The following is a 21,877-nucleotide window of genomic DNA, read 5'->3' as shown; positions in this document are numbered from 1 at the left end:
GGCGCCGGCCTCAGCTCTCGAAGGCGGGCATGATCTGGTCGTGGATCAGCCGGAGCTGGGTGTCCACGTCGGCCACGTCCGGCAGGTCGCGGCCCATGAACTGCTTGACCAGCGTCGCGTCGGTCACCGCGAGGATCATGTGATTGACCCCGGCAGGCTCGATCTCCCGCTTGATCTTGGCCACGCACTCCTCGGGCGTGCCGGCGATGGACAGGCGCTCGCCGATCTCGGGGGTGGTGAGCTCGATGGCGCGGGCCAGATCTCCGGCGCCGAGCGCCTCCACCACGGGCTTCATCGCGTTGGGGTTGACGCCGTTGCGCTCCAGTTGCTCGGCGGGCATCGACGAGGCGTACAGGCCGACCATGCTGCGGGCGGCCTCCTTGGCGACGGCCGAGTCGGGGCCGGTGGCGAAGACGACCCAGGCGCCGATGTCCAGCGCGGACGGGTCCTTGCCCGCCTTCGCGGCGCCGGCGCTGAAGTGCTCGACCAGGTAGTCGTAGGCCTCGCGGGTGTAGCTGAGCGCGTGGTGGACGCCGTCGGACAGTTCGCCGGCCGCCTGGAAGGAGCGCGGGCCGCGCATGGCGCCGAACTTGACCGGCACCCGCTCCTGCACCGGCCGGGCGAAGGTGAACAGGCCGTTGTAGGTGAAGAACTCGCCCTGGTGGGTGATGGCGCCGGTGTCGAGCAGGGTGCGGACCACGTACGCCGCCTCCTTGACCCGCGACAGGGGCTTGGAGACGGTCCAGTCGATGCCGTACTGGGCGAGGAGGCCGAAGTTGCCGCAGCTCAGCACCACTTCGGCGCGTCCGCCGCTGAGCTCGTCGAGCGTGGCGGCGGCCTGGGCGATGAGGGACGGCTCGCGCAGGACGACCGAGGAGACGCTCGGGCCGAACCGGATGCGCGAGGTCTGCTGCGAGGCGGCGGCGAACAGCAGCCACAGGTCCTTGTGCCAGGTCTCGTCGGCTGCGTAGCAGGCGTGGAAGCCCAGTTCGTCGGCGAGCTTGATCGAACGCAGGGAGTCGGTCAGCGGGTAGTCGGGGAGCATCACGTAGCTGAACTTCATGGGGAACCTGCCTTCTGGGGGATGGCGTCGCCGGCGGGGGCGGCGCCGTGCTCGTACGGCCGGGCGGCCACCAGATAGACCAGCCCGGCGGCGACGACCGCCACGCCGGACAGCAGCACGAGGTAGTCGTCGTACCAGGGCGCCTCGGGTGTGCGTGGCCAGACCATGTTGAGGATGGCCAGCACGCCGTACACCAGGGCCGCGATGTTGACCGCGAGCCCGGCGGCGCCCAGCGTGAAGGGCCCGGACGGCCGCCAGCCGCGCAGCCGCGCCCGCAGCGCGGCGAGGACGACCATCTGGAAGCCCAGGTAGATGCCGAGGACCGCGAACGAAATGATCTTCACCAGCGCGTCAGCCGAGATGACCGAGCCGAGCACCACGAGCGCGGGCACGACGGCGGCCACCAGCAGCGCGTAGGGCGGGATGTGGCGCGCGGGGGAGAAGCGCTTGAAGATCCGGCTGCCGGCGATCATGTCGTCGCGGGCGTAGGAGTAGAGCAGGCGGCCGGCGGCGGCCTGCAGGCTGAGCGCGCACGACAGGAACGACAGCAGCACCACGCCGAGCACCACCCGCAGCCCGCCCTCGCCGAACGCGGCGGTGAGCACGCCGGTCACCGGGTCCGTGCTCGTGCCGGCGATCACCGCGGCGAAGTCCGGCACGGCCAGCAGCAGCGCCAGGCAGACGAAGGTGGCCGCGGCGCCGCCGACGTAGATGGTCATGCGCATGGCCTTGGGGATGCGCCGGGTGGGGTCGGGCACCTCTTCCGCGACGTCACCGCAGGCCTCGAAGCCGTAGTACTGGAAGATCCCGATCAGCCCGGCCGCCAGGAAAGCGGTGAAGTATCCGGAGCCGCTGCCCGCCCCGAACGTGTCGAACAGCACCCCGAGCCCGTGATGGCGCTGCGTCAGCAGCAGCCAGCCGCCCACGGCCAGCGCCCCGGCCAGCTCCGCCGCGAACCCCACGATGGCCGCGACCGCCAGCGCCCGCGTGCCGGCCAGGTTGATCGCCAGCGCCACCCCGATGATCACCACCGCGCCCAGGATCGTGTTCCAGGTGCTCACCCCGATGCCGAGGAACGCCGACAGGTACGGCCCCGCCCCGTAGGCCACGCTGGCGATCGTCACCAGGAGCGCCACGAGGTAGACCCACCCGGTCATCCACGCCCAGCGCCGCCCCCACAGCCGCCGCGCCCACGGGTAGATGCCGCCGGTCAGCGGATATTGCGAGACGATCTCCCCGAAGACCAGCGCGACCAGGAACTGCCCGGCGCCCACGAGCACCAGGCTCCAGATCATCGGCGGCCCGCCCGCGGCCAGCGAGGTGGCGAAGAGCGTGTAGATCCCGACGACGGGGGACAGATAGGTGAACCCGAGCGAGAAGTTCGCCCACAGGCTCATGTCCCTGCGGAACTCCGAGGTGTAGCCGAGATCGGCCAGGCGCCGGTCATCCGTCGAGCTCATGGAGCAGCTCCTCGCCCGAGACCACCGTGTGCGCGAAGTGGCGGTGCATCCAGGCCAGGTGGTCGGCCCGGGAGTGGACCAGCCGCAGCGTGTCCCAGTTGGGGAACTCCTGCTGGAGGACGTGCTCGGTCATCAGCTCCGGCGCGACCTCGTAGACGTGCTCGAACCGGGTGATCGCCACATCGGTCACGGGTACGGCAGGCGGTGGCGACATTTCCTCCGACCGGCGATATTTCATGATGGTGCTCCGTATGCCTGGTCGAGCAGGTACTTGCCCGGGTTCATGATGTTGTGGGGATCCAGCGCCCGCTTGATCTGGAGCATCACCTCGAAGCCGCCGCCGAGCTCCTGCGGCACCAGGTCCACCTCGCCCTCGCGGCACGAGCCGTGGCAGGCGCTGATCGACCCGCCGTGGGCCAGGGCCACCGCCGCCAGGTCCCGCTTGGCGCGTACCCAGGCCGCCCACGTCCGGTCGTCCAGGCGCTGCTCCCAGATGCCGATGTCGATCTCGGTCAGGTAGTCGGCGCCGGTCGCGCCGTTGGTGTAGGCGAACATGCCCCAGTCGTCGAAGACGTCGCTCTCGCGCCGCAGCCGGTCGGCGATCTCGTGCCAGGCCAGGCGGACCGAGGGGAGATTCGTGTAGTTGATCGAGGCGTCCTCGCAGTGCCAGCTCATCGGCGCCACCTGGCCGGACTTCGTGCGGCCGTGCAGCGGGGTGGCGTAGCGGTCGTGGCGGGCGGCCCAGTCGCCCTGGGAGATCTCGTCGCCCAGATAGCGGGCGCCGGCGTCGCGGGCGATGCGCATGAGCCGCCTGCCGCCCGCTTCCACCTCGTCGGCGTAGCCGTACAGGGCGGCGCAGACCAGGGCCTTCACCGACGACGGCTGCGGGATGTAGGCCTCGTCGTCGCGGCGCAGGTAGGCGACCTTCCACTCGTCGAACAGCACCGCTCCGGCGAACGTGGCCACCCCGGCGCGGGCCAGCAGGCCGACGCAGCGGTAGGCGTCGGCGTAGTCCGAGAACGCCCAGAAGGGGGAGAACTCGGCCTCCGGCTTGGGGAAGAGCTTGAGCGTGGCCTCGGTGGCGATGCCGAGCGTGCCCTGATGGCCCATGAAAAGGTGTTTGAGCTGGTAGCCGCTCGACGATTTCGTGATTTTTCGGCCTATGCCATCGCCTACGTGGATGACCTGCCCGCTCGGCAGCACATGGTCGAAGCTCAGGACCAGGTCGCGCGTGTGCCCGTAGCGGGAGCCGATGAGCGACCAGCCGCTCGTGCCGATCCGGCCGCCGACCAGCGAGCACGGATAGGAGGCCGGGTCGTCGGGATAGATCAGATCGTGTACGGCCAGCCGTTCGTTGAGCTTGAGCGCGTTGATGCCGGTGCCGACCGTGCAGGTGCGGTTGTCCAGATCCAGATCCTTGATGTGGTTGAGCCGTTTCACGTCCACGAGGATGCCGCCCCGCAGCGGCACCGCCCCGTCCGTCAGCCCGGTGCCGCCGTCGCGCGGCACCACCGGGACCCGCAGCCGGTTGGCCAGCTTGAGCACCTCGGCCACCTCCTCGGTGCTGCCGGGCATGACCACCAGGTCGGGCAGCCGCTCGGCCCAGCGGTGCACGGGGAACGGCGCGGGCACGCGGGCCCGGTTCAGCCGGTCGGCCTTGCCGGTGAGCACGTGCTCGTCGCCGAGGATCTGGCGCAGCTCGCCGAGCACGGGATCGCTGAGCGCGGTGACGGTCACGGCGCCACCCCCAGTGAGGTCGCGAGCAGCTCGAACAGGTCCACCACGTCGATCGAGCGGGCCCGGCCCGCCTCCGACAGCGGCCGCTCCGACCACGGGCAGGCGCTCACCAGCGTGTCCACCCCCAGCTCGGCGGCCTTGTCGATGCGGCTCGCGCTGATCCGCGCGGTCAGCTCCGGCTTCTCGATCGGCAGCCCGCCGCCTCCGCCCGAGCAGTAGGACCACTGGGTGACCCGGTCCACGTCGGTGAAGGTCAGCCCGGGGATCGCGCGCAGCAACTCGCGCGGCTCCCGCCAGACGCCCTTGCGCTTGTTGAGGCGGCACGGGTCGTGGTAGGTGACGCTGCGCTCGACGGGGATGTGCGGCGTGAGCCGTCCCTCGCGGACCAGCTCCGCGAGCAGCTCCACGACCAGCACGATCTCGATGTCGTAGTCGTCGCCGAAGTACTTGGGGTAGTCCTCGGTGAAGGTGATGTAGTCGTGCGGGTCGAGCACCAGCACCCGCCGCACGCCCGAGGCCCGCCAGTCGTCGAGGTTGTGCCGTGCGAAGCGCCTGGCCTGCTCCTCGTAGCCCATCTCGGCGGCCGGTCCGCCGCAGCACCACTGCTCGTTCATCAGGCCGAACTTGTATCCGGCCAGGTTGAGCATCCGGGCAACGGCACGCGGCACGCTCGTACGGTGGAAGGCGGCCTCGCAGTCGACGAACAGGATCGTCTCCCCGCCGATGGCCAGCTCCAGGCCCTCGGCCCAGTCGCGCACGCGCTCCTGCCCGGCGGCCTCGGTGACGGGCTCGTGGGAGCGCTCGTCGGTCTCGGCGTTCCAGCGCCGCCAGGCGTCCTGGTGCACGTCCTGGGAGACGGCCAGCGCCCGCGCGGCCTTGACCAGGTCGACGGTCCGGGTGCGGAAGCGGTAGAAGTCGCCGGTGAACAGGGAGTTGGGGCAGCGCAGCTCGCAGGCTCCGCAGCCGGTGCAGTTGACGTAGTCCGCCGCCACGTCGGAGATCTCCAGTTCGCCCTTCTCCATCGCGACCACGTTGGCGTGGAAGGCGGTGGGGCTCCAGGACTCGTTCCGCGTGACCTGCATGACCGGGCAGACCTCGCGGCAGAACTTGTGGCCGGAGGAGAAGCAGTTGTAGGCGGCGTCGCGCCACTCCTCGGCGAACCTCTTGTCGGCGTCGGGCACGGGGGCCTCCCAACGAGTTCGGGGTTGCGCTTAAAACTATGAGTTCATATTTCAAAAGGCAATATGCTGGTGCCCGTGACCCAGCTGCCGGTGTCGGCTGTCTTCGCCCCGCTCGACGACGGCTCGGGCCGCGTGGAGGTCGTCGTGCGCCGCCTGGCCGAGGCCATCGCCCTGGGGCTCGTCGCCGACGGCGACCAGCTCCCCTCGGAGCTGGAGCTGGCCGGAGCGCTCAACGTCTCCACCGTCACCCTGCGCGCCGCGTTGGCCGCCCTGCGCGAGCGCGGCCTGGTCGAGACCCGGCGCGGCAGAGGCGGCGGCACGTTCGTGCGCGGCCCGGCCGACCCGTCGGCCGCCCGCCTGCGCCAGCGCCTGCGCGAGCTGAGCAGCTCCGAGCTACGCGAGATCGGCGACTACCGCGCCGCCATCGCCGGAACCGCCGCCCGCCTGGCCGCGCTGCGCGCCTCGGGGGAGAACGTCCAGCGCCTGCGCCAGGTCGTCGCCAAGCTGGAGAAGGCCACCACGATGGGCGAGCGCCGCCGCGCCGACGGCCGCTTCCACATCGAACTCGCCGCCGCCGCCCAGTCCGTCCGGCTCACCCGCGCCGAGATCGACATCCAGGCCGAGGCGGGCGAACTGCTCTGGCTCCCGTACGGCGAGGCCGTCGACCCCGCCGAGGTCGTGCACAGCCACACCGCGGTCATCGACGCCGTGGCCGCCCGCGACGCCGAGAGCGCCAGACGCCTCACCGAAGCGCACATCGACAAGGGCGTCCAGCGTCTGATGGAGTTCCATTGGCGGCTCGTCGCGACAGCGGGAGGTGACGATGGCGGATCCACGCGTTGACCGGGTGGCCGACCGGGTTCACACGATCATCGAAGACATCTTCAGCTCCCTGGAGGAGATCAGGGTGGCGGCCGTCGCCTGCTACCGGCCGGAGCTGTCCACCTCCGACCTGGTGGCGATCCGGCCGCAGATCTTCGGCTGCCTGAGCCGTTCGCCGGACGTGCTGGCCGGCGCCGGGCTCATCCTGGCCCCCGGCGTCCTGGCCGACCGGCCGCGCTGGCTGGAGTGGTGGCAGGCGCCCGACCCGACCTTCCTCGACGTCGACCTCAACCCCGACAGCCTCGACTTCTACGACTACACCGCCGCCGAGTGGTTCGCGGTGCCGGAGCGCACCCGCCGCCGCCACGTCGTCGGCCCGTACGTCGACTACGGCGGCACCGACACCTACATGCTCACGCTCACCACGCCCGTCGAGGTCGAGCGCCGCTTCCTGGGTGTGGTCGGCGCCGACGTGCGCGCGGCCCGCTTCGAGGAGCTGCTGCTCGGCGTGCTGAGCGCCTGCTCGGCCGAGGTGGCCCTGGTCAACGCGGAAGGCCGGGTCGTGGCCGCCAATTCCCCGCGCCGCCCGTCCGGCTCGCTGCTGCCGGTGACCGGCGGCGACCCCCTGCCCAGCCTGCCCTGGCGGCTGATGTCCATAGAGACGACCACGCACGCGGGGTAGCAAAGATTACACCTGGAGGGAGATTATCGCTCCGGTGCATAAAAAATAAACGCAAGCAGTTTTCGTGTTTCACCGCCGCTGCGTACTATTGTCGTTGGAAGGGCCTCCTGCCTGCAGGCTTGTGCAAGGCTCGGCCGGCAGGAGGCCCGACCACCGCTAGGTGGAATTGATCACCCAGACGATCCAGATCACCGCTCGGGCGGCGGACCAGGTAATCCGGCCAATGGCCAGAATGTCCTTATATCTCGACGGGCGACCGTGACGTCCCATTTCTACCTCCTTTCGGGGATCGCGGAACTTCAGGATAAGAGCATGTGGGAGACGTGCAAATACACGTCAAGCGCTCTCAAGGTAGATGGTAATGCCATCTAGGCAGGTTTGAATGCCTCTCGGGTGAGGATTAATCCACCCCAATGAAGTGACTTTCTTGATCGTGTCGTTTTTTCGCGACACGTACTTGAAAGTTGTTTCATTATGGACGTCGTGGATACCCTTAATTCCCTCGATAATCTTGAAACGCGGCATATACACACGCTCTACACAATTCCGCCACCGGGTCCCGTGGACGAGGACCTGTATCAGCTGCAGCGCATGATGACGGTGGTCGTGAGCGAGACCTGCCTGCACCGCCGGATGCCCGACGACGGCGCCGGGCCCGTGCTCGACGCCCTCCATCTCGTCGGCCGTCTGCGCGCCGGCCTCGACCGGATGGAGGCCGAGCTCGTCCTGGAGGCCAGGGCGCGGCGGGTCACCTGGCGCAGGATCGCCGAGGCGTTCGGCGTGGGCGGGCGCGCCGCCGCCGAGCAGCGCGCCAGGCGGCTCCTGCTCAGAACCGGCGGCTAGGGCGCCACTTCCAGGTAGTCGAGGTTCGGGCCGCCGTTGGACGTGGTCGCGGTGGCCCGGATGACGTTGGAACCCGCGTTCAGGGGCAGCGTGACCGTCTTGGTCTGCCAGGTGGTCCACGCGCCGGTGCCGGGGAAGTCGAGCACCGTCCCGGCCACGTTCATGCGGCGGTTGGCGGTGGTGCCGTTGGCGTAGCGCAGGCGTACCCTGGCCGGGCCCGCCGCGGCGGCGGTGACGGTGAACTCGACGTAGCTACCGGTGGCGTTGTCGTAGTTGACGAACCCGGTGCCCGAGTAGCCGGCGTGGTTGGACTCGACCACGCCACGCGAGATCACCGCGTTCTCGGCCTCGTAGCGGCCCTGCGGCGGGGTCGTCGCCCACGAGACCTGCGGCGAGCGGTAGAAGCCGATGCCCATGACCGCCCAGCGCGGCGCCTGCGCGCCCAGGCGGGCGCGGAAGGCGGTCCAGTTGTGCGTCGACCACGGCGACCAGCCCAGCTCGGCGATGGCGGGCAGGCGCGGGAAGGCCATGAACTCGATGTGCTCCTCGGTGACCAGCGTCTCGGTCCACAGCGGCGCCTCGACGCCGAGCACGGCGGAGGCGGGCACGCCGCTGAGATGAGTGCCCGGGTTCCACTCGTAGGCGGTCTTCACCTCGATGAGCGCGGCCCAGTCCTGCCCGAGCGGCGTCGAGGCGGTGTACTTCATGTCCAGGTACGCCTTGTTGGCCGGAGACATGATCACCTTGGCGCCCTTGGCCACGGCGTTCGTGATCAGGGAGTCCGACGTCGTCGTCCCCCAGTACTGGGCCACCCGGCCGGGCGAGTGCTGCACCGCCGACGCGCCGATCTGGTGCCAGCCCACGACCGCCTTGCCCCGCCCGGCCACCATCGGCTGCACGCGGTTCATGAACGCCGCGTACTGCGCGTCCGGCGTCGCGTCCGCCTCGTCACCCCCGATGTGCAGGTACGGCCCCGGCGTCAGCTCGGCCAGTTCCCTGACGATGTCGGCCGCGAAGGTGTAGGTGACCTCCTTGGTGGTGCACAGCGAGCTGAAGCCCACGCCCGTCCCGGTGTAGAGCGGCGGCGCGACGCCGTTGCAGTTGAGCTCGGCGTAGGAGGCCAGCGCGGCGTTGGTGTGGCCGGGAATGTCGATCTCCGGCACGACCGTGATGTGCCGCTGGGCGGCGTAGGCGACAATCTCCTGGTACTGGGCCTTGGTGTAGTAGCCGCCGGGCCCGCCGCCGACCTGGGTGCTGCCGCCGTAGGTGGCCAGGCGCGGCCAGGAGTCGACGACGATGCGCCAGCCCTGGTCGTCGGACAGGTGCAGATGCAAGTAGTTGACCTTGTAGAGCGCGATCCTGTCGATGTGCCGCTTGACGGTGGCGACCGGGTGGAAGTGCCGGGCGACGTCGAGCATGGTGCCCCGGTAGGCGAAGCGGGGATAGTCCACGATGCGCCCGCCCGGCACCGTCCACGGCCCCGGCTGCACGCTCGCGCTCTCCACCTGCGGCGGCAGGAGCTGCCGCAGCGTCTGCACGCCGTTGAACAGCCCGGCCGCCGTCCGCGCCCGGATCGTGACGCCGCCGGTGGCGACGTCGAGCTGGTAGCCCTGGTCGCCGACGCTCGGGTCCGCGCCGGACAGCAGCAGCGACACGCTGCCCTGGCCGCCGGTGCTCAGCGGCAGCGCGTACCCCGTGGAAGGCCGCAAAAGTCCCGCGAGGTAGCCGCCGACGCCCGCGTCGTCGCTGGCGATCGTCGCGTCCGCGGCCAGCGTGTACGGCGTGGCCGCCGCCTGAACCGACACCGGCGCGGGGATCACGTCCCCGAGCGCCTGGGCCGCGCTCGCCGAGGCGACCAGGCTGCCCGCTCCGGCGGCCCCGGTCGGCAACGTCCCCAGCGCGGCCAGCAGCACCCCCGCCAGCAGTGTGCGCGATACCAGCGCGCCGATCCTGGAACGGCCCATGACGGTCCTCCGCGGATGCTCCCGGTTAATTGTTAGTAAGCTTTACTTCCCTGAGTCGTCCGGTCAAGAGACGAACCCGCGCCCCGCCTGGTCGGCCCGCAGCGCGTCCAGCCGCTCGAAGTCCATGACCCGCACCCCGGCGCCCCGCACGTGGTACTCGGCCGGCCGGGCCGGATACGGATCGGCGAACCCCGTCACCCCCGCGCACGGCGCCCCGTGATAGCTGGCGCCGCGTTCCCAGTCGCTCACCGCCACGTACGTCATGAACTCATACGCCCTGGCCACGCTCATGTGCCGCCACAACGCCCGCGACGGCTCCGGCGAGTCCCACTGCGTCACCGAGAAGGCCGGAACCAGCACCGCGTCCACCGGCGCCGCCAGCCGGGCCGAGTACCACAGGTCCGCGCACACCAGCACCCGCACCTGCCGCCCCGCCAGCTCGAACGTCCGCGAAGGCCGCCCCGGCAGCACCCCCGCCCGATGCTCCACCCCGTAGGGATGCGCCTTCTCGTACTCGGCCACGACCAGCCCGGCCGGATCGGCCACCACGCCCCGGTTGACGATCCCGCCCTCGACCGCGTCGTAGTGCGACCCGCCCACCACGTACGCCCCCGCCCGCCGCGCCAGCCCGGAAACCCGCTCCAGATACTCCGCCCTGGGCAACCGCGACCCGGCGAGTTCCGGCAGCACCACCAGATCGCTCTCCTCCAGCAGCTTCTCCGCGGCGTCGAAGTTGTCGTGCCCGTCGGGCGACCAGGCGGCGGGCGCGATCATTGACACCTTCACCCCGTCATCGTCGCAGCCGCCCACACCACGGGTGCCGCGGGGTGGGGTCTGGGAAGCTGGGCGCATGACGGAATTTCAGGAAGTGGTACGGCGACGGCGCATGGTCCGCAACTACGACCCCGACCGCCCCGTTCCGGCCGAGGTCCGCGAGCGCATCCTCGGCAACGCGCTGCACGCGCCCTCGGCCGGTTTCAGCCAGGGCTGGGCGTTCCTGGTGCTGGAGGAGCCGCAGGACATCGAGCGGTTCTGGAAGTTGTCCAGCGACGAGGCCGACGAGTGGGGCAAGGGGCTGCGCCGAGCCCCGCTCCTGATCATCCCGCTCTCGCACAAGCAGGCCTACCTCGACCGCTACGCCGCCCCCGACAAGGGCTGGACGGACAAGGACGAGAACCGCTGGCCGGTGCCGTACTGGGACATCGACACCGGCATGGCCTCCCTGCTCATGCTTCTGACCGCCGTGGACGAGGGACTCGGCGCCTGCTTCTTCGGGGTCCCGCCAGGTGACCGCACGGCGCAGCTGAAGGAGTCGTTCGGCGTGCCCGACGCCTACACCCCGATCGGCGTCATCAGCGTCGGCTACCGGGCCCAGGACAAGGCCTCGCCGTCCCTGAAGCGCGGCCGCAAGCCCACCGGCGAGGTGGTGCACCGCGGCGCCTGGGGCCGCCACTGACGTCCGGTGAGCCTTCCCCGGACAGACGTCTGGGGAAGGCGCGGGAGATCTCAGCGCCTACGGCGGCGCTTCACGATGGCCCGGATCGTCAGCAGCAGCACGACCGCCACGATCTGGCCGCCGAGCACGATGCGGTTGACGTCGACGACCGGCTGCCAGCGCACCTCGCCGTCCTTGACCACGAAGACGCCCGCCGGGGCGGCCCCGAAGCCGAAGCCCCCGCCCGCCCCCTGGCCGGGGTGCTCGCCGCCCTCGGAGGTCCCCGATCCGCCGCCCCCGCCCTGGCCGATCTTGGCGACGGGGATGACGGTGACGTCGCCGTGCCGGATCGGCTCGCCGAACACCCGCCTGACGCTCGCCGCGTCCTTCGTCTTCTCCACCAGTTCCATGATGTCCATCCACCCAGACTCTCACCGGGCGCGGGAGTTCAGTCGAACGTGGTGGAGATCTCGTGCCAGCGCACCATGTCGGCCGCCGCCGCGGGACCCCACGTGCCCTTCTCGTACGGCAGCGGCGCCTGCGGCAGGTCGAGCACCGGCTGAACGATCCGCCACGACTCCTCGGCCAGGTCGAAGCGGACGAAGCGCCGAGGGTCGCCCGACACCGCGTCGGTGAGGATGCGCTGGTAGGCGGCCTCCATGGGCCCGAGCACCTTGGTGAAGTCGACGCTCACCGGCACCAGCCGGGTGGCGTCGCGGCCCGGCTCCTTGGCCAGCAGGTCGAAGGTGACGCCCGCGTCGGGCTGCAGCCGGAACCTGATCAGGTTGGGCTTGACGTCCCCGTGGAACAGCGTGACCGGCGGCATCCGCAGCTCGGCGACGATCTCCAGGTCGGTGGTGGGCAGCGCCTTGCCGGAGCGGATGTAGAAGGGCACGCCCGCCCAGCGCCAGTTGTCGATGGCGGCGCGCATGGCCACGAACGTCTCGGTGGTCGAGCCGGGGCGCACGCCTTCGGTGTCGAGGTAGCCGGTGTACTGGCCGCGTACGATGTCGGCGGGGTGGATGTCCTGCACGGCGCGCAGCACGCGCCACTTCTCGTCGATGAGCGCGCGGGCGTCCTTCGACGGCGGCGCGTCCATCGCGAGCATGGCCAGCAGCTGCATCAGGTGGTTCTGGACGACGTCGCGGATGGTGCCGTTGGCGTCGTAGAAGGCGCCCCGGTCGGCCACGTCGAAGCTCTCGGCCATGGTGATCTGGACGTTGCGCACGAAGTTGCGGTTCCAGATGGGCTCCAGCAGCATGTTGCCGAGCCGGAAGACGAGCAGGTCCTCCACCGGCTCCTTGCCGAGGAAGTGGTCGACGCGGCGCAGGTGGTCCTCGTCGAAGTACTTGAGCAGCTCGGTGTTGAGCTCGCGGGAGGAGGCCTGGTCGTGCCCGAACGGCTTCTCCACCACGAGCCGCGCGTCGCGGTGGAGCCCGACGCCGGCCAGGCCCTGCGCGACGGCGCCGAACAGCGACGGCGGCACCGCCAGGTAGTGCACGAGGAAGCCCGCGCCGTCCACCTCGTCGCGGATGGCGGTGAACGTGGACTCCTCGCGGTAGTCGCCCGCCACCAGCCGCAGGTTGCCCGCGAACTTCTCGAAGGCCGCGTCGCTCGCCCCGCCGCAGGCCTTGCGGGCCCGCTCACGCAGGCCCGCCAGGTCGAGGTCGGTCTTGGCCACGCCGACGATGGGCAGGTCGAGCACCCCGTCGGCGGTCAGCCGGTAGAGCGCGGGCAGCAACATCTTGTAGGCCAGATCACCGGTGATCCCGAACAGGACCATCGCGCCCGCACGCGTCATGTCAAATGCGCCTTCCTCTAAGTTCCCGGTACTTCTTTACCAGCTGGGCGGTGGAAGCGTCGGGGAACGCCACAGGCGGCTCTTCCGAGGTCAGCAAGGGCTCCAGGCCGAGCGCCATCTTCTTGCCCAGCTCGACGCCCCACTGGTCGAAGGAGTCGACGCCCCAGATGACGCCCTCGACGAAGACGATGTGCTCGTAGAGGGCGACGAGCTGACCGAGGGTGTACGGGGTGAGCTTCGGCGCCAGGATCGTCGAGGTGGGCCGGTTGCCCGGCATCACCTTGTGCGGCACGACCTCGGCCGCCGTGCCCTCCGCGGCGATCTCCTCGGCGGTCTTGCCGAAGGCCAGCGCGGTGGTCTGGGCCAGGAGGTTGGCCGTGAGGATGTCGTGCATGCCCGCCGCGTCCTCGTACGGCTCGGCGAAGCCGATGAAGTCGGCGGGCACGAGCCGGGTGCCCTGGTGCAGGAGCTGGTAGAAGGCGTGCTGGCCGTTGGTGCCCGGCTCGCCCCAGAAGATCTCGCCGGTGTCGGTGGTGACCGGCGTGCCGTCGGCGCGCACGGACTTGCCGTTGGACTCCATCGTGAGCTGCTGCAGGTAGGCGGGGAAGCGGTGCAGCCGCTGGCTGTAGGGCAGCACGGCCCTGGTCTGGGCGCCGAAGAAGTCGTTGTACCAGATGCCGAGCAGCCCCATCAGCACCGGCATGTTCCGCTCGAACGGCGTGGTGCGGAAGTGCTCGTCGATCGCGTGGAAGCCGGCCAGCATCTCGCGGAAGCGCGCGGGCCCGACCGCGACCATCAGCGACAGGCCGATGGCGCCGTCGTAGGAGTAGCGGCCGCCGACCCAGTCCCAGAAGCCGAACATGTTGGCGGTGTCGATGCCGAACTCGGCCACCTTCTCCGCGTTGGTGGAGACGGCCACGAAGTGCTTCTCGACCGCGTCCTCGCCCAGCGCCGCCACCAGCCAGTCGCGGGCCACGCGGGCGTTGGTCAGCGTCTCCAGCGTCGTGAACGTCTTCGAGCTGATCACGAACAGCGTCGTGGCCGGGTCCAGGCCGCGCAGGTTGCCGTGGATGTCGGCCGGGTCGATGTTGGAGACGAACCGGGCCGTGATCCCGGCGTCGGCGTAGTCCTTCAGCGCCTCGTAGGCCATCGCCGGGCCCAGGTCGGAGCCGCCGATGCCGATGTTGACCACGGTGGCGATGGGCTCGCCGGTCGCGCCGCGCCACTCCTTGGCGCGCACCCGGTCGGCGAAGGCGCTCATCTTGTCCAGGACGGCGTGCACGTCGGCCACCACGTCCTGGCCGTCGACCACCAGAGCGGCGTCCGCGGGCAGGCGCAGCGCCGTGTGCAGCACCGCCCGGTCCTCGCTGACGTTGATGTGCTCGCCGCTGAACATCGCCTCGATCCGCTCGCCCAGCCCGGCCCGCTCGGTCAGCCGTAGCAGCAGGTCGAAGGTCTCGTCGGTGGCGCGGTGCTTGGAGTAGTCGAGGTAGAGGTCGCCCGCGCGCACGCTCAGCCGCTCCGCCCGGCCCGGGTCGGCGGCGAACAGCTCGCGCAGGGTGGCGCCCGCGATCTCCTCGTGGTGCTTGGCCAGTGCCGTCCACTCCTGGCTCTGGGTGATGTCGCCGCTGTTCATGTGTCCTCCTCGGGCCGTCAAACCGATCACATCGTCCCGTAACGCAGTACCCAACCTGACCATTTCCGCGCATGGCGCAGAAGACTCTTTGCCGTGCTCAGTGCGACTCCCTGGCCACGGCCGAACCGCTCGAACCGGTGAGGAAGTCCAGGTCGCAGCCCCGGTCGGCCTGCTGGACGTGCTCCACGTAGAGCTTCTCCCAGCCTCTGGCCGGGCGGGCGAAACCGGTCGTGACCGGCTCGCGGGCGGCCAGGTCCGCGTCGGGCACGTCCACGCGCAGCGTCCGTCCCGGCACGTCGAGCACGATCGGGTCGCCGGTCCTGACCCTGGCCAGCGGCCCGCCCGCGGCGGCCTCGGGCGCGACGTGCAGCACGACGGTGCCGTAGGCGGTGCCGCTCATCCGCGCGTCGCTGATGCGCACCATGTCGCGCACCCCCTTGGCCAGCAGCTTGGCGGGCAGCGGCAGGTTGCCGACCTCCGGCATGCCCGGGTAGCCCTTGGGGCCGCAGCCGCGCAGCACCAGCACGGAGTTCTCGTCGGCGTCCACGCTGTCCAGGCGCGTGTGCAGGTCCTCGACGCTGTCGAAGACGATCGCCCGGCCGCGGTGGCGCAGCAGTTCCGGCGAGGCGGCCGCCGGCTTGATCACCGCGCCGTCCGGGGCCAGGTTGCCGCGCAGCACGGCGATGCCCGCGTCGGGCAGCAGCGGGTCGGTGCGCGGCCGGATCACGCCGGCGTCCCAGATGGGCGCGTCGCCGAGGTAGTCCGTGAGCGGGCGTCCGGTGACGGTGCGCGCCGCGGGGTCGAGAAGGTCCTCCACCTGATGGAGTACGGCCCGCAGCCCGCCCGCCCTGAACAGGTCGTCCATGAGGTGCCGCCCGGCCGGCTGCAGGTCGGCCAGCAGCGGCACCCCGGCGCCGGTCCGGTCGAAGTCGTCCAGGCTCAGCTCGACGCCGAGCCGCCCGGCGATCGCCAGCAGGTGCACGACCGCGTTGGTGGAGCCGCCGATCGCGGCCAGCGTGACGATCGCGTTGAGGAAGGAGGCGCGGGTCATGACCGCGCCGGGCCGCCGGTCCTCCCTGACCAGCTCGACGGCCAGCGCGCCGCTCGCGTGCGCGCGCTCGAGCAGGCGGCTGTCGGCCGCCGGGGTGCCCGCGGTGCCCGGGATGGTCATGCCGAGCGCCTCGGCCATGCAGGCCATCGTGGAGGCGGTGCCCATGGTGTTGCAGTGCCCGCGGCTGCGGATCATGGACGACTCGGAGTCCAGGAACGACGCGCGGGTCAGCGTCCCGGCCCGCACCTCCTCGCTGAGCCGCCACACGTCGGTGCCGCAGCCCAGCGGCATGCCCTGGAAGTGGCCGGTCAGCATAGGGCCGCCTGGCACGACCAGCGCGGGCAGGTCCACGGAGGCGGCGGCCATGAGCAGCGAGGGGATCGTCTTGTCACAGCCGCCGAGCAGCACGACGCCGTCCACGGGGTTGGCGCGCAGCATCTCCTCGGTGGCCATGGCGGCGAGGTTGCGCCAGAGCATGGCGGTGGGGCGGACGTTGGTCTCGCCGAGCGAGACGACGGGCAGGTTCAGCGGCACGCCGCCGGCCGCCCAGACGCCGGCGGCGACGCTCCTGGCCACCTCGTCGAAGTGGGCGTTGCAGGGGGTGAGGTCGGAGGCGGTGTTGGCGATGGCGATCTGGGGGCGGTCGAAGGCGTCGGCCGGGGTGCCGCGCCGCATCCAGGCGCGATGGATGTAGGAGTTCCTGTCGTCGCCTGAGTACCACTGAGCACTGCGGAGAGGCATTTCGGCAGCTTAGCGCCCACATGATCGGGATATATAGGATATATCCCCCCTTAAGGGGAGGTATGTGATGCGCCGGTTCATCGTGCTCGTGGCCTCGCTGGCCGCCGCCGCACCGCTGTCACTGTTCGTCCAGACGCCCGCTTCCGCCGCCTCGTCCTGCGTGTACGAGGTGGCGCCGCCGTATCCGGCCAACCTGTGGATCAGGTCGGGGCCGGGCACGCAGTTCGAGCGCGTCGGCGCGGTGGGCTACGGCGAGACCGTCGAGGGCTCCTGCGGAGGCGGCCGCGCCTGGATGCGCGTCTGGACAGGCGACGCGGAAGGCTGGGCCTACGGCCCGTACCTGGAGCCGGTCGACTACGACTACTAGAGCGACTCCAGGATCGTCGCGTTGGCCAGCCCGCCCGCCTCGCACATCGTCTGCAGGGCGTAGCGGGCGCCGCGCTCGCGCATGGCCCCGACCAGGGTGGTCATGATCCGGGCGCCGCTGGCCCCGAGGGGGTGGCCCAGCGCGATCGCGCCGCCCTTCACGTTGACCTTGGCCGGGTCGGCGCCGGTCTCCTGCTGCCAGGCCAGCACCACGCTGGCGAACGCCTCGTTGACCTCGAACAGGTCGATGTCGTCCAGGCGCAGGCCGGCCCTGCGCAGCACCTTGTCGGTGGCCGGGATGACGCCCGTGAGCATGAGCAGCGGGTCGGAGCCGGTCACCGCGAAGGAGTGCAGCCTGGCCAGCGGGCGCAGGCCCAGGCGGGCGGCGTGCTCGCTCGTGGTGATGAGCAGGGCGGCGGCGCCGTCGTTGATCGGGCTGGAGTTGCCCGCGGTGACCGACCAGTCGATCTGCGGGAAGCGCTCGGCGTAGCCTGGGTCGGCGAAGGCGGGCTTCAGCCCGGCCAGGATCTCGGTCGTGGTGGCCGGCCGTACCGACTCGTCGTGGCCGAGGCCGGCGATCGGGGCGAGCTCGGCGGAGAAGTCGGCGGCGGCGGCCTTGGCGTGTGAGGCGGCGGAGAAGGCGTCCATCTGCTCACGGCCGAGCGACCACTTGGCGGCGATCAGTTCGGCGCTGACGCCCTGCGGGACCAGGCCGCCGGGGAAGCGCCCGGCCACGCCGGGGCCGAACGGGTCCTTGCCCGGCGGCACGTTCGACCACATCGGCACCCGGCTCATCGACTCCACGCCGCAGGCCACCACCAGGTCGTACGCGCCCGCGATGACGCCCTGGGCGGCGAAGTGCACGGCCTGCTGGGAGGAGCCGCACTGGCGGTCCACGGTCACCGCCGGCACCGAGTCGGGGAACCCGGCCGACAGCAGGGCGTATCGGGTGGTGTTCATGGCTTGCTCGCCGACCTGGTCGACGGTCCCGCCGATCACGTCGTCGACCAGCGCGGGGTCCACTCCCGAGCGTTCCACCAGGGTACGCAGCGTGTGGGCGAGCAGCTCGACCGGATGGACCCCGGCCAGGGCGCCGCCCGGCTTGCCCTTGCCGATGGGGGTGCGCACGGCCTGCACGATGACGGCGTCACGCATGAGAGCCCTCCTGGGGTTAGTTGGAAAACTGGACTAACTGTAGTCCGGGATCGTCCGGTTTTCCAACGCACTGCCGTACCCTGGGATGATGACGACGGCACGGCCCTGCACGATCGCCGACACCCTCGCGGTAGTCGGCGAGAAGTACTCCCTGCTCATCCTGCGCGAGGTCTTCTTCGGCGTGCGCCGCTTCGACGCGATGGCGCGCAACATCGGCGCGCCCCGCGACATCCTGACCGCGCGGCTCAAGCGCCTGGTCGAGGCCGGGCTGCTGGAGAAGGTCGCCTACAGCGAGCGCCCGCCGCGCTACGAGTACCGGCCGACGGCGGCCGGGGTGGAGCTGCAGGGCGTGCTGCACCTGCTGCGCCAGTGGGGCGACCGGCACCTGGCCGGCAGTCCGCCGGTCGTCTTCTCGCACACCTGCGGGCAGGAGCTCGACCCGGTCGTGACCTGCCGCGGCTGCGGGGAGAGCGTGGCGCCCGGCTCGCTGACGGCGGACTTCAAGGTGCCCGGATGGGGAGCGTCCGGCGCGGTCTGACCCCGCCGGAACGGGCTGGAACGGGTTGGAACGCCTCTACGCGAGGGACCAGACCCGGGAGGCAGACCCGTGCACACCATCGCAGCGGCGCTCACCGCCGCCGTCACCGCGTTCGCCCCGTCGGCGGTCTTCGCGCCCGCCCAGACCTGGGGCTGGGGGTGGAACCAGTCCGGCCAGCTCGGCCTCGGCGACACCCGCGTCGCGGTCAACCAGCCCGTCACCGCGGCCGGATCGTCGAGCTTCAAGCAGGTCGAGCCGGGCTTCACGCACAGCCTGGCCATCGCCGCCGACGGCACCGTGTGGGCCTGGGGTGACAACTCCAACGGGCAACTCGGCACCGGCACCCGCGCGACCTCGTCCGAGCGCCCGTTCGGACTGACCGTGCTCGCCCGGACCACCGAGGACCTGGCGCTCGACCTGTTCACGCTGACCGTCATCACTACGCTCACGGCGGATCAGCGCCCGGCGTAACGCCTGTCCCGGCTGACGACCCTGCCAGTAGCGTCGAGCGCATCATGATCGAGCTCCTCAAGGACAGCACCTACCTGCGCTACTGGCTGGCGGTGGTCATCTCCTTCCTCGGTGACGCGATGACCCGCGTCACGCTGATCTTCCTGGCCGGACGGCTGACCGACAGCCCGGTCGTCATCTCGCTGGTCGTGCTGTCCCAGCTGCTGCCCTCCGGGGTGCTCGGCGCCTTCGTCGGCCCGCTGGCCGACCGGCTGCCCACCCGGACGCTGCTCATCGGCGCCGACCTGGCCCGGGTCCCCGTCGTGCTCGCCATGATCCCCGCGCTCGACTCGATGGGGCTGCTGCTCGCGCTCATCCTGCTCGAAGGCGTGGGCAAGGCGTTCTTCGAGACCGCCAGGATCACCGCCATCCCCAGGGTCGTCGGCGGTCACGACATCGCCTCGGCGGTGGCGTTGTTCCAGAGCACCAACCAGACCGTCAACATGATCGGCCCCGCGCTCGGCGGCCTGCTCGTCGCCCTGGGCAGCGTGCCGGTCGTGCTCGGGCTCAACGCCGCGACCTTCGTGGTCTCCGCCCTGCTGCTGGGCAGCCTCGGCGTGCTGCGCCACGGGCCGGTCGCGCGGGCGGCCGCCGAGCCGTACTGGCAGGCGCTGCGGAGCGGGGTCAGCGGCGTGCTCGCCATCCCGTCCCTGCGCTTCCTGCTCGCCTTCCTCGTCCCCGTCACGCTCGTGACCGGCCTGTTCACCACCGGCTTCAACGCCCAGCTCCTCACCGTCTTCGACCTCCGGGCCATGGAGTACGGCACCGCCCAGGCCCTGTTCGCCGGCGGCTCGATCGCCGGAGCCCTCCTCGGCCCCGCGCTGATCCGCCGCTACGGCTCGACGCCCCGGATGCTGGTGGCCACCGTCACCCTGTTCGGCCTGGCCCTGCTCACCCCCGTCCTGCTCGGCGGCAGCCCCGGGCTGGCCGTGATCATCGGCTGGTGCCTGGTCGTCGGCCTCTTCGCCAGCCTCTTCCAGGTGCCGCTGGCCAACACCATGCTCAGCGACCTGCCCGAGGAGCTGCGGGGCAGAGGCGTCGGGCTGCTCAACACCGTCATGGTCAACTTCACGCTGGGCGGGGTGGCGCTGGGCGGGCCCGCCGCGAGCGTGTTCGGGGTGGCCGGGTCGCTGGTCGCCTCCGGGGTCGTGCTGCTGATCGCCTGCGCGGCGTTCCTGCCCGCCGCCCTGCGGGCCCGGCCCGCCGTACCTCAGGAGGGGTGAGATAGCTTGCCCGCCATGACGGAACCCCTCCTCGACCTCGTCCGGCGCACCCCCGAGGCGGCCCGGCTGCTCGCCTGGCCCTTCGGGTTCGACGTGGCGCGCACCGAGCACGTCGAAGCGGTGCGGCCGGCCTCGGGCGACGCCCTCGAAGCGGTCGCCGGCGACGGCTCAGGGGGCACGTATTTCCTCTGCGGCGACCCGGGCGGTCCGCGCCCCGTGCTCTACGCCGACTCCGAGGGCGGCGCCGCGCTCGTCGCCGCCGACCTGACCGCCGCGCTCCAGCTGGTCGTGCGGGCGCCCTACTGGGTCGACTGCCTGGGCCTCGGGGGAGTGGCCGAGATGGCGGCGGCCGTCCCCGGGCTGGAGAACGAGTACGAGGCCGACGACCTCGACGGCGGGCGCTCTGCGGTGTCCGGGATGCTCGCGCCGGCCGTTCCGCCTGTGGGCGAGGTGCTGGCCCGGCTGCTGGAGGCGACCGGGCGGCCCGGGTACGTGCTGCTCAACGACGAGGACGGCGCGTACGAGAGACTAGGGTGATGATCGACCTGCTGACGGCCGCGCCGGGGCCGGAGTTCCACATCCCCGGCTCCACGCTGCCGGTCCGCCTCGCCCGTCTGCACGGCCCCACGTGCCTGGTCGGCTTCCCCGCCGGATGGGAACGCCGACAGCGCGGCCACTACCTGGCGGGGGAGGAGTTCGTCCTCCTGGCCGGCGCCCTGCACATCTCCGGCGTCACCTATTCGCCCGGCCACCACGCCTGGCTGCCCGCGGGCACGCTCCGCCACGACTCCGCCGCCCCGTCCGGCGCGCTGGCGCTGGCGCACTTCGCGGGCCCGCCCAGCTGGGTGCCGAGCGTCCTGGACGAGGCCGACGGGCCCACGACGCGGACGCCGCTGGAGAGCGTGGTCATCCCGCCGGGCGGGCTGGCGCTGTCGCCGCTGTCGTGGCTGCGGGACTCCCCGGTGCCGCTGCCGGGGGACGCGGAGATCGTCACGGTGGGCACGTGGACGTGGCAGCTGTCGGCCTTCATGCCCGAGGGGCGGGTGCTGGTCCGCGGGTGATCGGCGGGCGGTCGAGCCCCAGCGCGTGGCGGAGGAGGGCGCGGATCTCGGAGTAGGGGATCGGGTTGTCTTCCAGAAGGACCCCGGCGCAGATGCCGTCCGACGCCGCGACCAGGGAGCGGATGAGGATCGGGTCGTCGGTGTAGAGCCCGGCCACCTCGGCGACCGCGGCACGCCAGAGCCCGGCGACGGGGCGCAGCGCCGGGCGGCGGGTCGCCAGCATGGTCAGCTCGCGTTCGGCCAGCGCACGGGCGCGGCCGGGTCCCGCCGCGTCGGAGATGAGCTGGGCCAGGCCGTCCACGCCGTCGCGGCCGTCGTCGATGATGGCGCGCAGCTGGCGGGAGTACTCGCCGGAGGCCGCTGTCAGCGCCGCGACCAGCAGGTCGTCGAGCGTGGCGAAGTAGTAGAGCGCCAGGCTCGGCGGCGCGCCCGCCTCGGCCGCGACCGAGCGATGGGTCACCCCGGCGACGCCCTCACGCTCGATCACCCGGAGCGTGGCCTCGATGATCTCCCGTCGGCGTCGTTCTCCTCTGGCCTTGCGCCCGTCCGTGCCGGTCACGGCCTCGCTCAATGCCGTCCTCCCCTGTTAATTGAACGTGCGTACAACA

The 21,877-nt window shown here is 71.3% G+C and carries 23 protein-coding genes; 10 read left to right on the top strand and 13 right to left on the bottom strand.

Annotated features, from left to right (window positions below; all coding sequences use genetic code 11):
- Positions 1-10: 10 nt before the first annotated feature.
- Genes HNR40_RS20445 through HNR40_RS57250 form a run of 5 tightly spaced genes read right to left on the bottom strand, consistent with a single transcriptional unit; the run spans position 11 to position 5,441 of the window.
- Positions 11-1,063, bottom strand: a complete 1,053-nt coding sequence (locus HNR40_RS20445; protein WP_184963575.1) for an LLM class flavin-dependent oxidoreductase — start codon at positions 1,061-1,063, stop codon at positions 11-13.
- The gene (locus HNR40_RS20440) at positions 1,060-2,523 is read right to left on the bottom strand and encodes an APC family permease (protein WP_184963573.1); all 1,464 of its coding nucleotides are present in this window, start codon (positions 2,521-2,523) and stop codon (positions 1,060-1,062) included. Before HNR40_RS20440 ends, HNR40_RS20445 begins: the two co-directional genes overlap by 4 nt.
- On the bottom strand, positions 2,507-2,761 hold the full coding sequence (locus tag HNR40_RS20435; RefSeq protein WP_184963571.1) for a hypothetical protein: 255 nt from the start codon (positions 2,759-2,761) through the stop codon (positions 2,507-2,509). Before HNR40_RS20435 ends, HNR40_RS20440 begins: the two co-directional genes overlap by 17 nt.
- Entirely contained in the window at positions 2,758-4,260 is a 1,503-nt protein-coding gene (locus HNR40_RS20430; protein ID WP_184963569.1) for an FAD-binding oxidoreductase, read from the bottom strand. Before HNR40_RS20430 ends, HNR40_RS20435 begins: the two co-directional genes overlap by 4 nt.
- Entirely contained in the window at positions 4,257-5,441 is a 1,185-nt protein-coding gene (locus HNR40_RS57250; RefSeq protein WP_184963567.1) for a (Fe-S)-binding protein, read from the bottom strand. The genes HNR40_RS20430 and HNR40_RS57250 overlap by 4 nt, the downstream gene beginning before the upstream one ends.
- A gap of 75 nt (positions 5,442-5,516) precedes the next feature.
- On the opposite strand from HNR40_RS57250, the gene HNR40_RS20420 reads away from it, so the two are divergent.
- From HNR40_RS20420 to HNR40_RS20410, 3 genes are all read left to right on the top strand, one after another.
- Positions 5,517-6,284 (top strand): FadR/GntR family transcriptional regulator, encoded by a 768-nt coding sequence (locus tag HNR40_RS20420; RefSeq protein WP_312896444.1) that lies wholly within the window; start codon positions 5,517-5,519, stop codon positions 6,282-6,284.
- A complete protein-coding gene (locus HNR40_RS20415) occupies positions 6,265-6,945 on the top strand; it encodes a cache domain-containing protein (protein WP_184963563.1) in 681 nt (226 codons plus the stop codon). The genes HNR40_RS20420 and HNR40_RS20415 overlap by 20 nt, the downstream gene beginning before the upstream one ends.
- A 561-nt stretch (positions 6,946-7,506) precedes the next feature.
- Entirely contained in the window at positions 7,507-7,788 is a 282-nt protein-coding gene (locus HNR40_RS20410) for a hypothetical protein (RefSeq protein ID WP_184963561.1), read from the top strand.
- Here HNR40_RS20410 and HNR40_RS20405 read toward each other — a convergent pair.
- Together HNR40_RS20405 and HNR40_RS20400 are read right to left on the bottom strand one after the other, a co-directional pair.
- Positions 7,785-9,752 (bottom strand): family 20 glycosylhydrolase, encoded by a 1,968-nt coding sequence (locus HNR40_RS20405; protein WP_184963559.1) that lies wholly within the window; start codon positions 9,750-9,752, stop codon positions 7,785-7,787. The two genes, HNR40_RS20410 and HNR40_RS20405, sit on opposite strands and share 4 nt — an antisense overlap.
- Before the next feature lie 63 nt (positions 9,753-9,815).
- Positions 9,816-10,538, bottom strand: coding sequence for a carbon-nitrogen hydrolase family protein (locus HNR40_RS20400; protein ID WP_184963557.1), 723 nt, complete (start codon positions 10,536-10,538; stop codon positions 9,816-9,818).
- A gap of 64 nt (positions 10,539-10,602) precedes the next feature.
- Here HNR40_RS20400 and HNR40_RS20395 point away from each other — a divergent pair, with 64 nt between their 5' ends.
- On the top strand, positions 10,603-11,208 hold the full coding sequence (locus HNR40_RS20395) for a nitroreductase family protein (protein ID WP_221340612.1): 606 nt from the start codon (positions 10,603-10,605) through the stop codon (positions 11,206-11,208).
- Positions 11,209-11,258: 50 nt separating this feature from the next.
- Here HNR40_RS20395 and HNR40_RS20390 read toward each other — a convergent pair whose 3' ends face one another.
- The 4 genes from HNR40_RS20390 to HNR40_RS20375 all read right to left on the bottom strand — a co-directional run bounded on the left by HNR40_RS20390 (position 11,259) and on the right by HNR40_RS20375 (position 16,416).
- Positions 11,259-11,606 (bottom strand): spore germination protein GerW family protein, encoded by a 348-nt coding sequence (locus HNR40_RS20390; RefSeq protein WP_184963555.1) that lies wholly within the window; start codon positions 11,604-11,606, stop codon positions 11,259-11,261.
- A 29-nt stretch (positions 11,607-11,635) separates the two neighbouring features.
- The gene (gene zwf / locus HNR40_RS20385; RefSeq protein ID WP_184963553.1) at positions 11,636-12,988 is read right to left on the bottom strand and encodes a glucose-6-phosphate dehydrogenase; all 1,353 of its coding nucleotides are present in this window, start codon (positions 12,986-12,988) and stop codon (positions 11,636-11,638) included.
- Position 12,989: 1 nt separating this feature from the next.
- Positions 12,990-14,624 (bottom strand): glucose-6-phosphate isomerase, encoded by a 1,635-nt coding sequence (gene pgi, locus HNR40_RS20380; protein ID WP_184963551.1) that lies wholly within the window; start codon positions 14,622-14,624, stop codon positions 12,990-12,992.
- 97 nt (positions 14,625-14,721) lie between these two features.
- Positions 14,722-16,416, bottom strand: coding sequence for an IlvD/Edd family dehydratase (locus tag HNR40_RS20375; protein WP_184963549.1), 1,695 nt, complete (start codon positions 16,414-16,416; stop codon positions 14,722-14,724).
- Positions 16,417-16,483: 67 nt separating this feature from the next.
- Here HNR40_RS20375 and HNR40_RS20370 point away from each other — a divergent pair, with 67 nt between their 5' ends.
- A complete protein-coding gene (locus tag HNR40_RS20370; protein WP_184963547.1) occupies positions 16,484-16,783 on the top strand; it encodes an SH3 domain-containing protein in 300 nt (99 codons plus the stop codon).
- Here HNR40_RS20370 and HNR40_RS20365 read toward each other — a convergent pair.
- Positions 16,780-17,937 carry a thiolase family protein gene (locus HNR40_RS20365; RefSeq protein ID WP_184963545.1) on the bottom strand — a complete coding sequence of 386 codons (1,158 nt, stop codon included), beginning with the start codon at positions 17,935-17,937 and terminating at the stop codon, positions 16,780-16,782. The two genes, HNR40_RS20370 and HNR40_RS20365, sit on opposite strands and share 4 nt — an antisense overlap.
- A gap of 88 nt (positions 17,938-18,025) precedes the next feature.
- On the opposite strand from HNR40_RS20365, the gene HNR40_RS20360 reads away from it, so the two are divergent.
- From HNR40_RS20360 to HNR40_RS20340, 5 genes are all read left to right on the top strand, one after another.
- Complete coding sequence (locus tag HNR40_RS20360) at positions 18,026-18,475, top strand: winged helix-turn-helix transcriptional regulator (protein ID WP_184963543.1); 450 nt, start codon at positions 18,026-18,028, stop codon at positions 18,473-18,475.
- Between the two features lie 69 nt (positions 18,476-18,544).
- Positions 18,545-18,946 carry an RCC1 domain-containing protein gene (locus HNR40_RS20355; RefSeq protein ID WP_312896443.1) on the top strand — a complete coding sequence of 134 codons (402 nt, stop codon included), beginning with the start codon at positions 18,545-18,547 and terminating at the stop codon, positions 18,944-18,946.
- A gap of 44 nt (positions 18,947-18,990) precedes the next feature.
- Positions 18,991-20,208 (top strand): MFS transporter, encoded by a 1,218-nt coding sequence (locus HNR40_RS20350; protein ID WP_184963541.1) that lies wholly within the window; start codon positions 18,991-18,993, stop codon positions 20,206-20,208.
- A gap of 15 nt (positions 20,209-20,223) precedes the next feature.
- Positions 20,224-20,745: a hypothetical protein gene (locus tag HNR40_RS20345; RefSeq protein ID WP_184963539.1), complete on the top strand. Its 522-nt coding sequence runs from the start codon at positions 20,224-20,226 to the stop codon at positions 20,743-20,745.
- A complete protein-coding gene (locus tag HNR40_RS20340) occupies positions 20,745-21,269 on the top strand; it encodes a hypothetical protein (RefSeq protein WP_184963537.1) in 525 nt (174 codons plus the stop codon). The genes HNR40_RS20345 and HNR40_RS20340 overlap by 1 nt, the downstream gene beginning before the upstream one ends.
- Here HNR40_RS20340 and HNR40_RS20335 read toward each other — a convergent pair.
- Positions 21,235-21,840 (bottom strand): TetR/AcrR family transcriptional regulator, encoded by a 606-nt coding sequence (locus HNR40_RS20335; protein WP_184963535.1) that lies wholly within the window; start codon positions 21,838-21,840, stop codon positions 21,235-21,237. The genes HNR40_RS20340 and HNR40_RS20335 overlap by 35 nt on opposite strands.
- Positions 21,841-21,877 lie beyond the last annotated feature (37 nt).

This window comes from Nonomuraea endophytica (genome assembly GCF_014203235.1).
GTDB lineage: Bacteria > Actinomycetota > Actinomycetes > Streptosporangiales > Streptosporangiaceae > Nonomuraea > Nonomuraea endophytica.
This window is presented reverse-complemented; position numbering and strand designations above follow the sequence as displayed.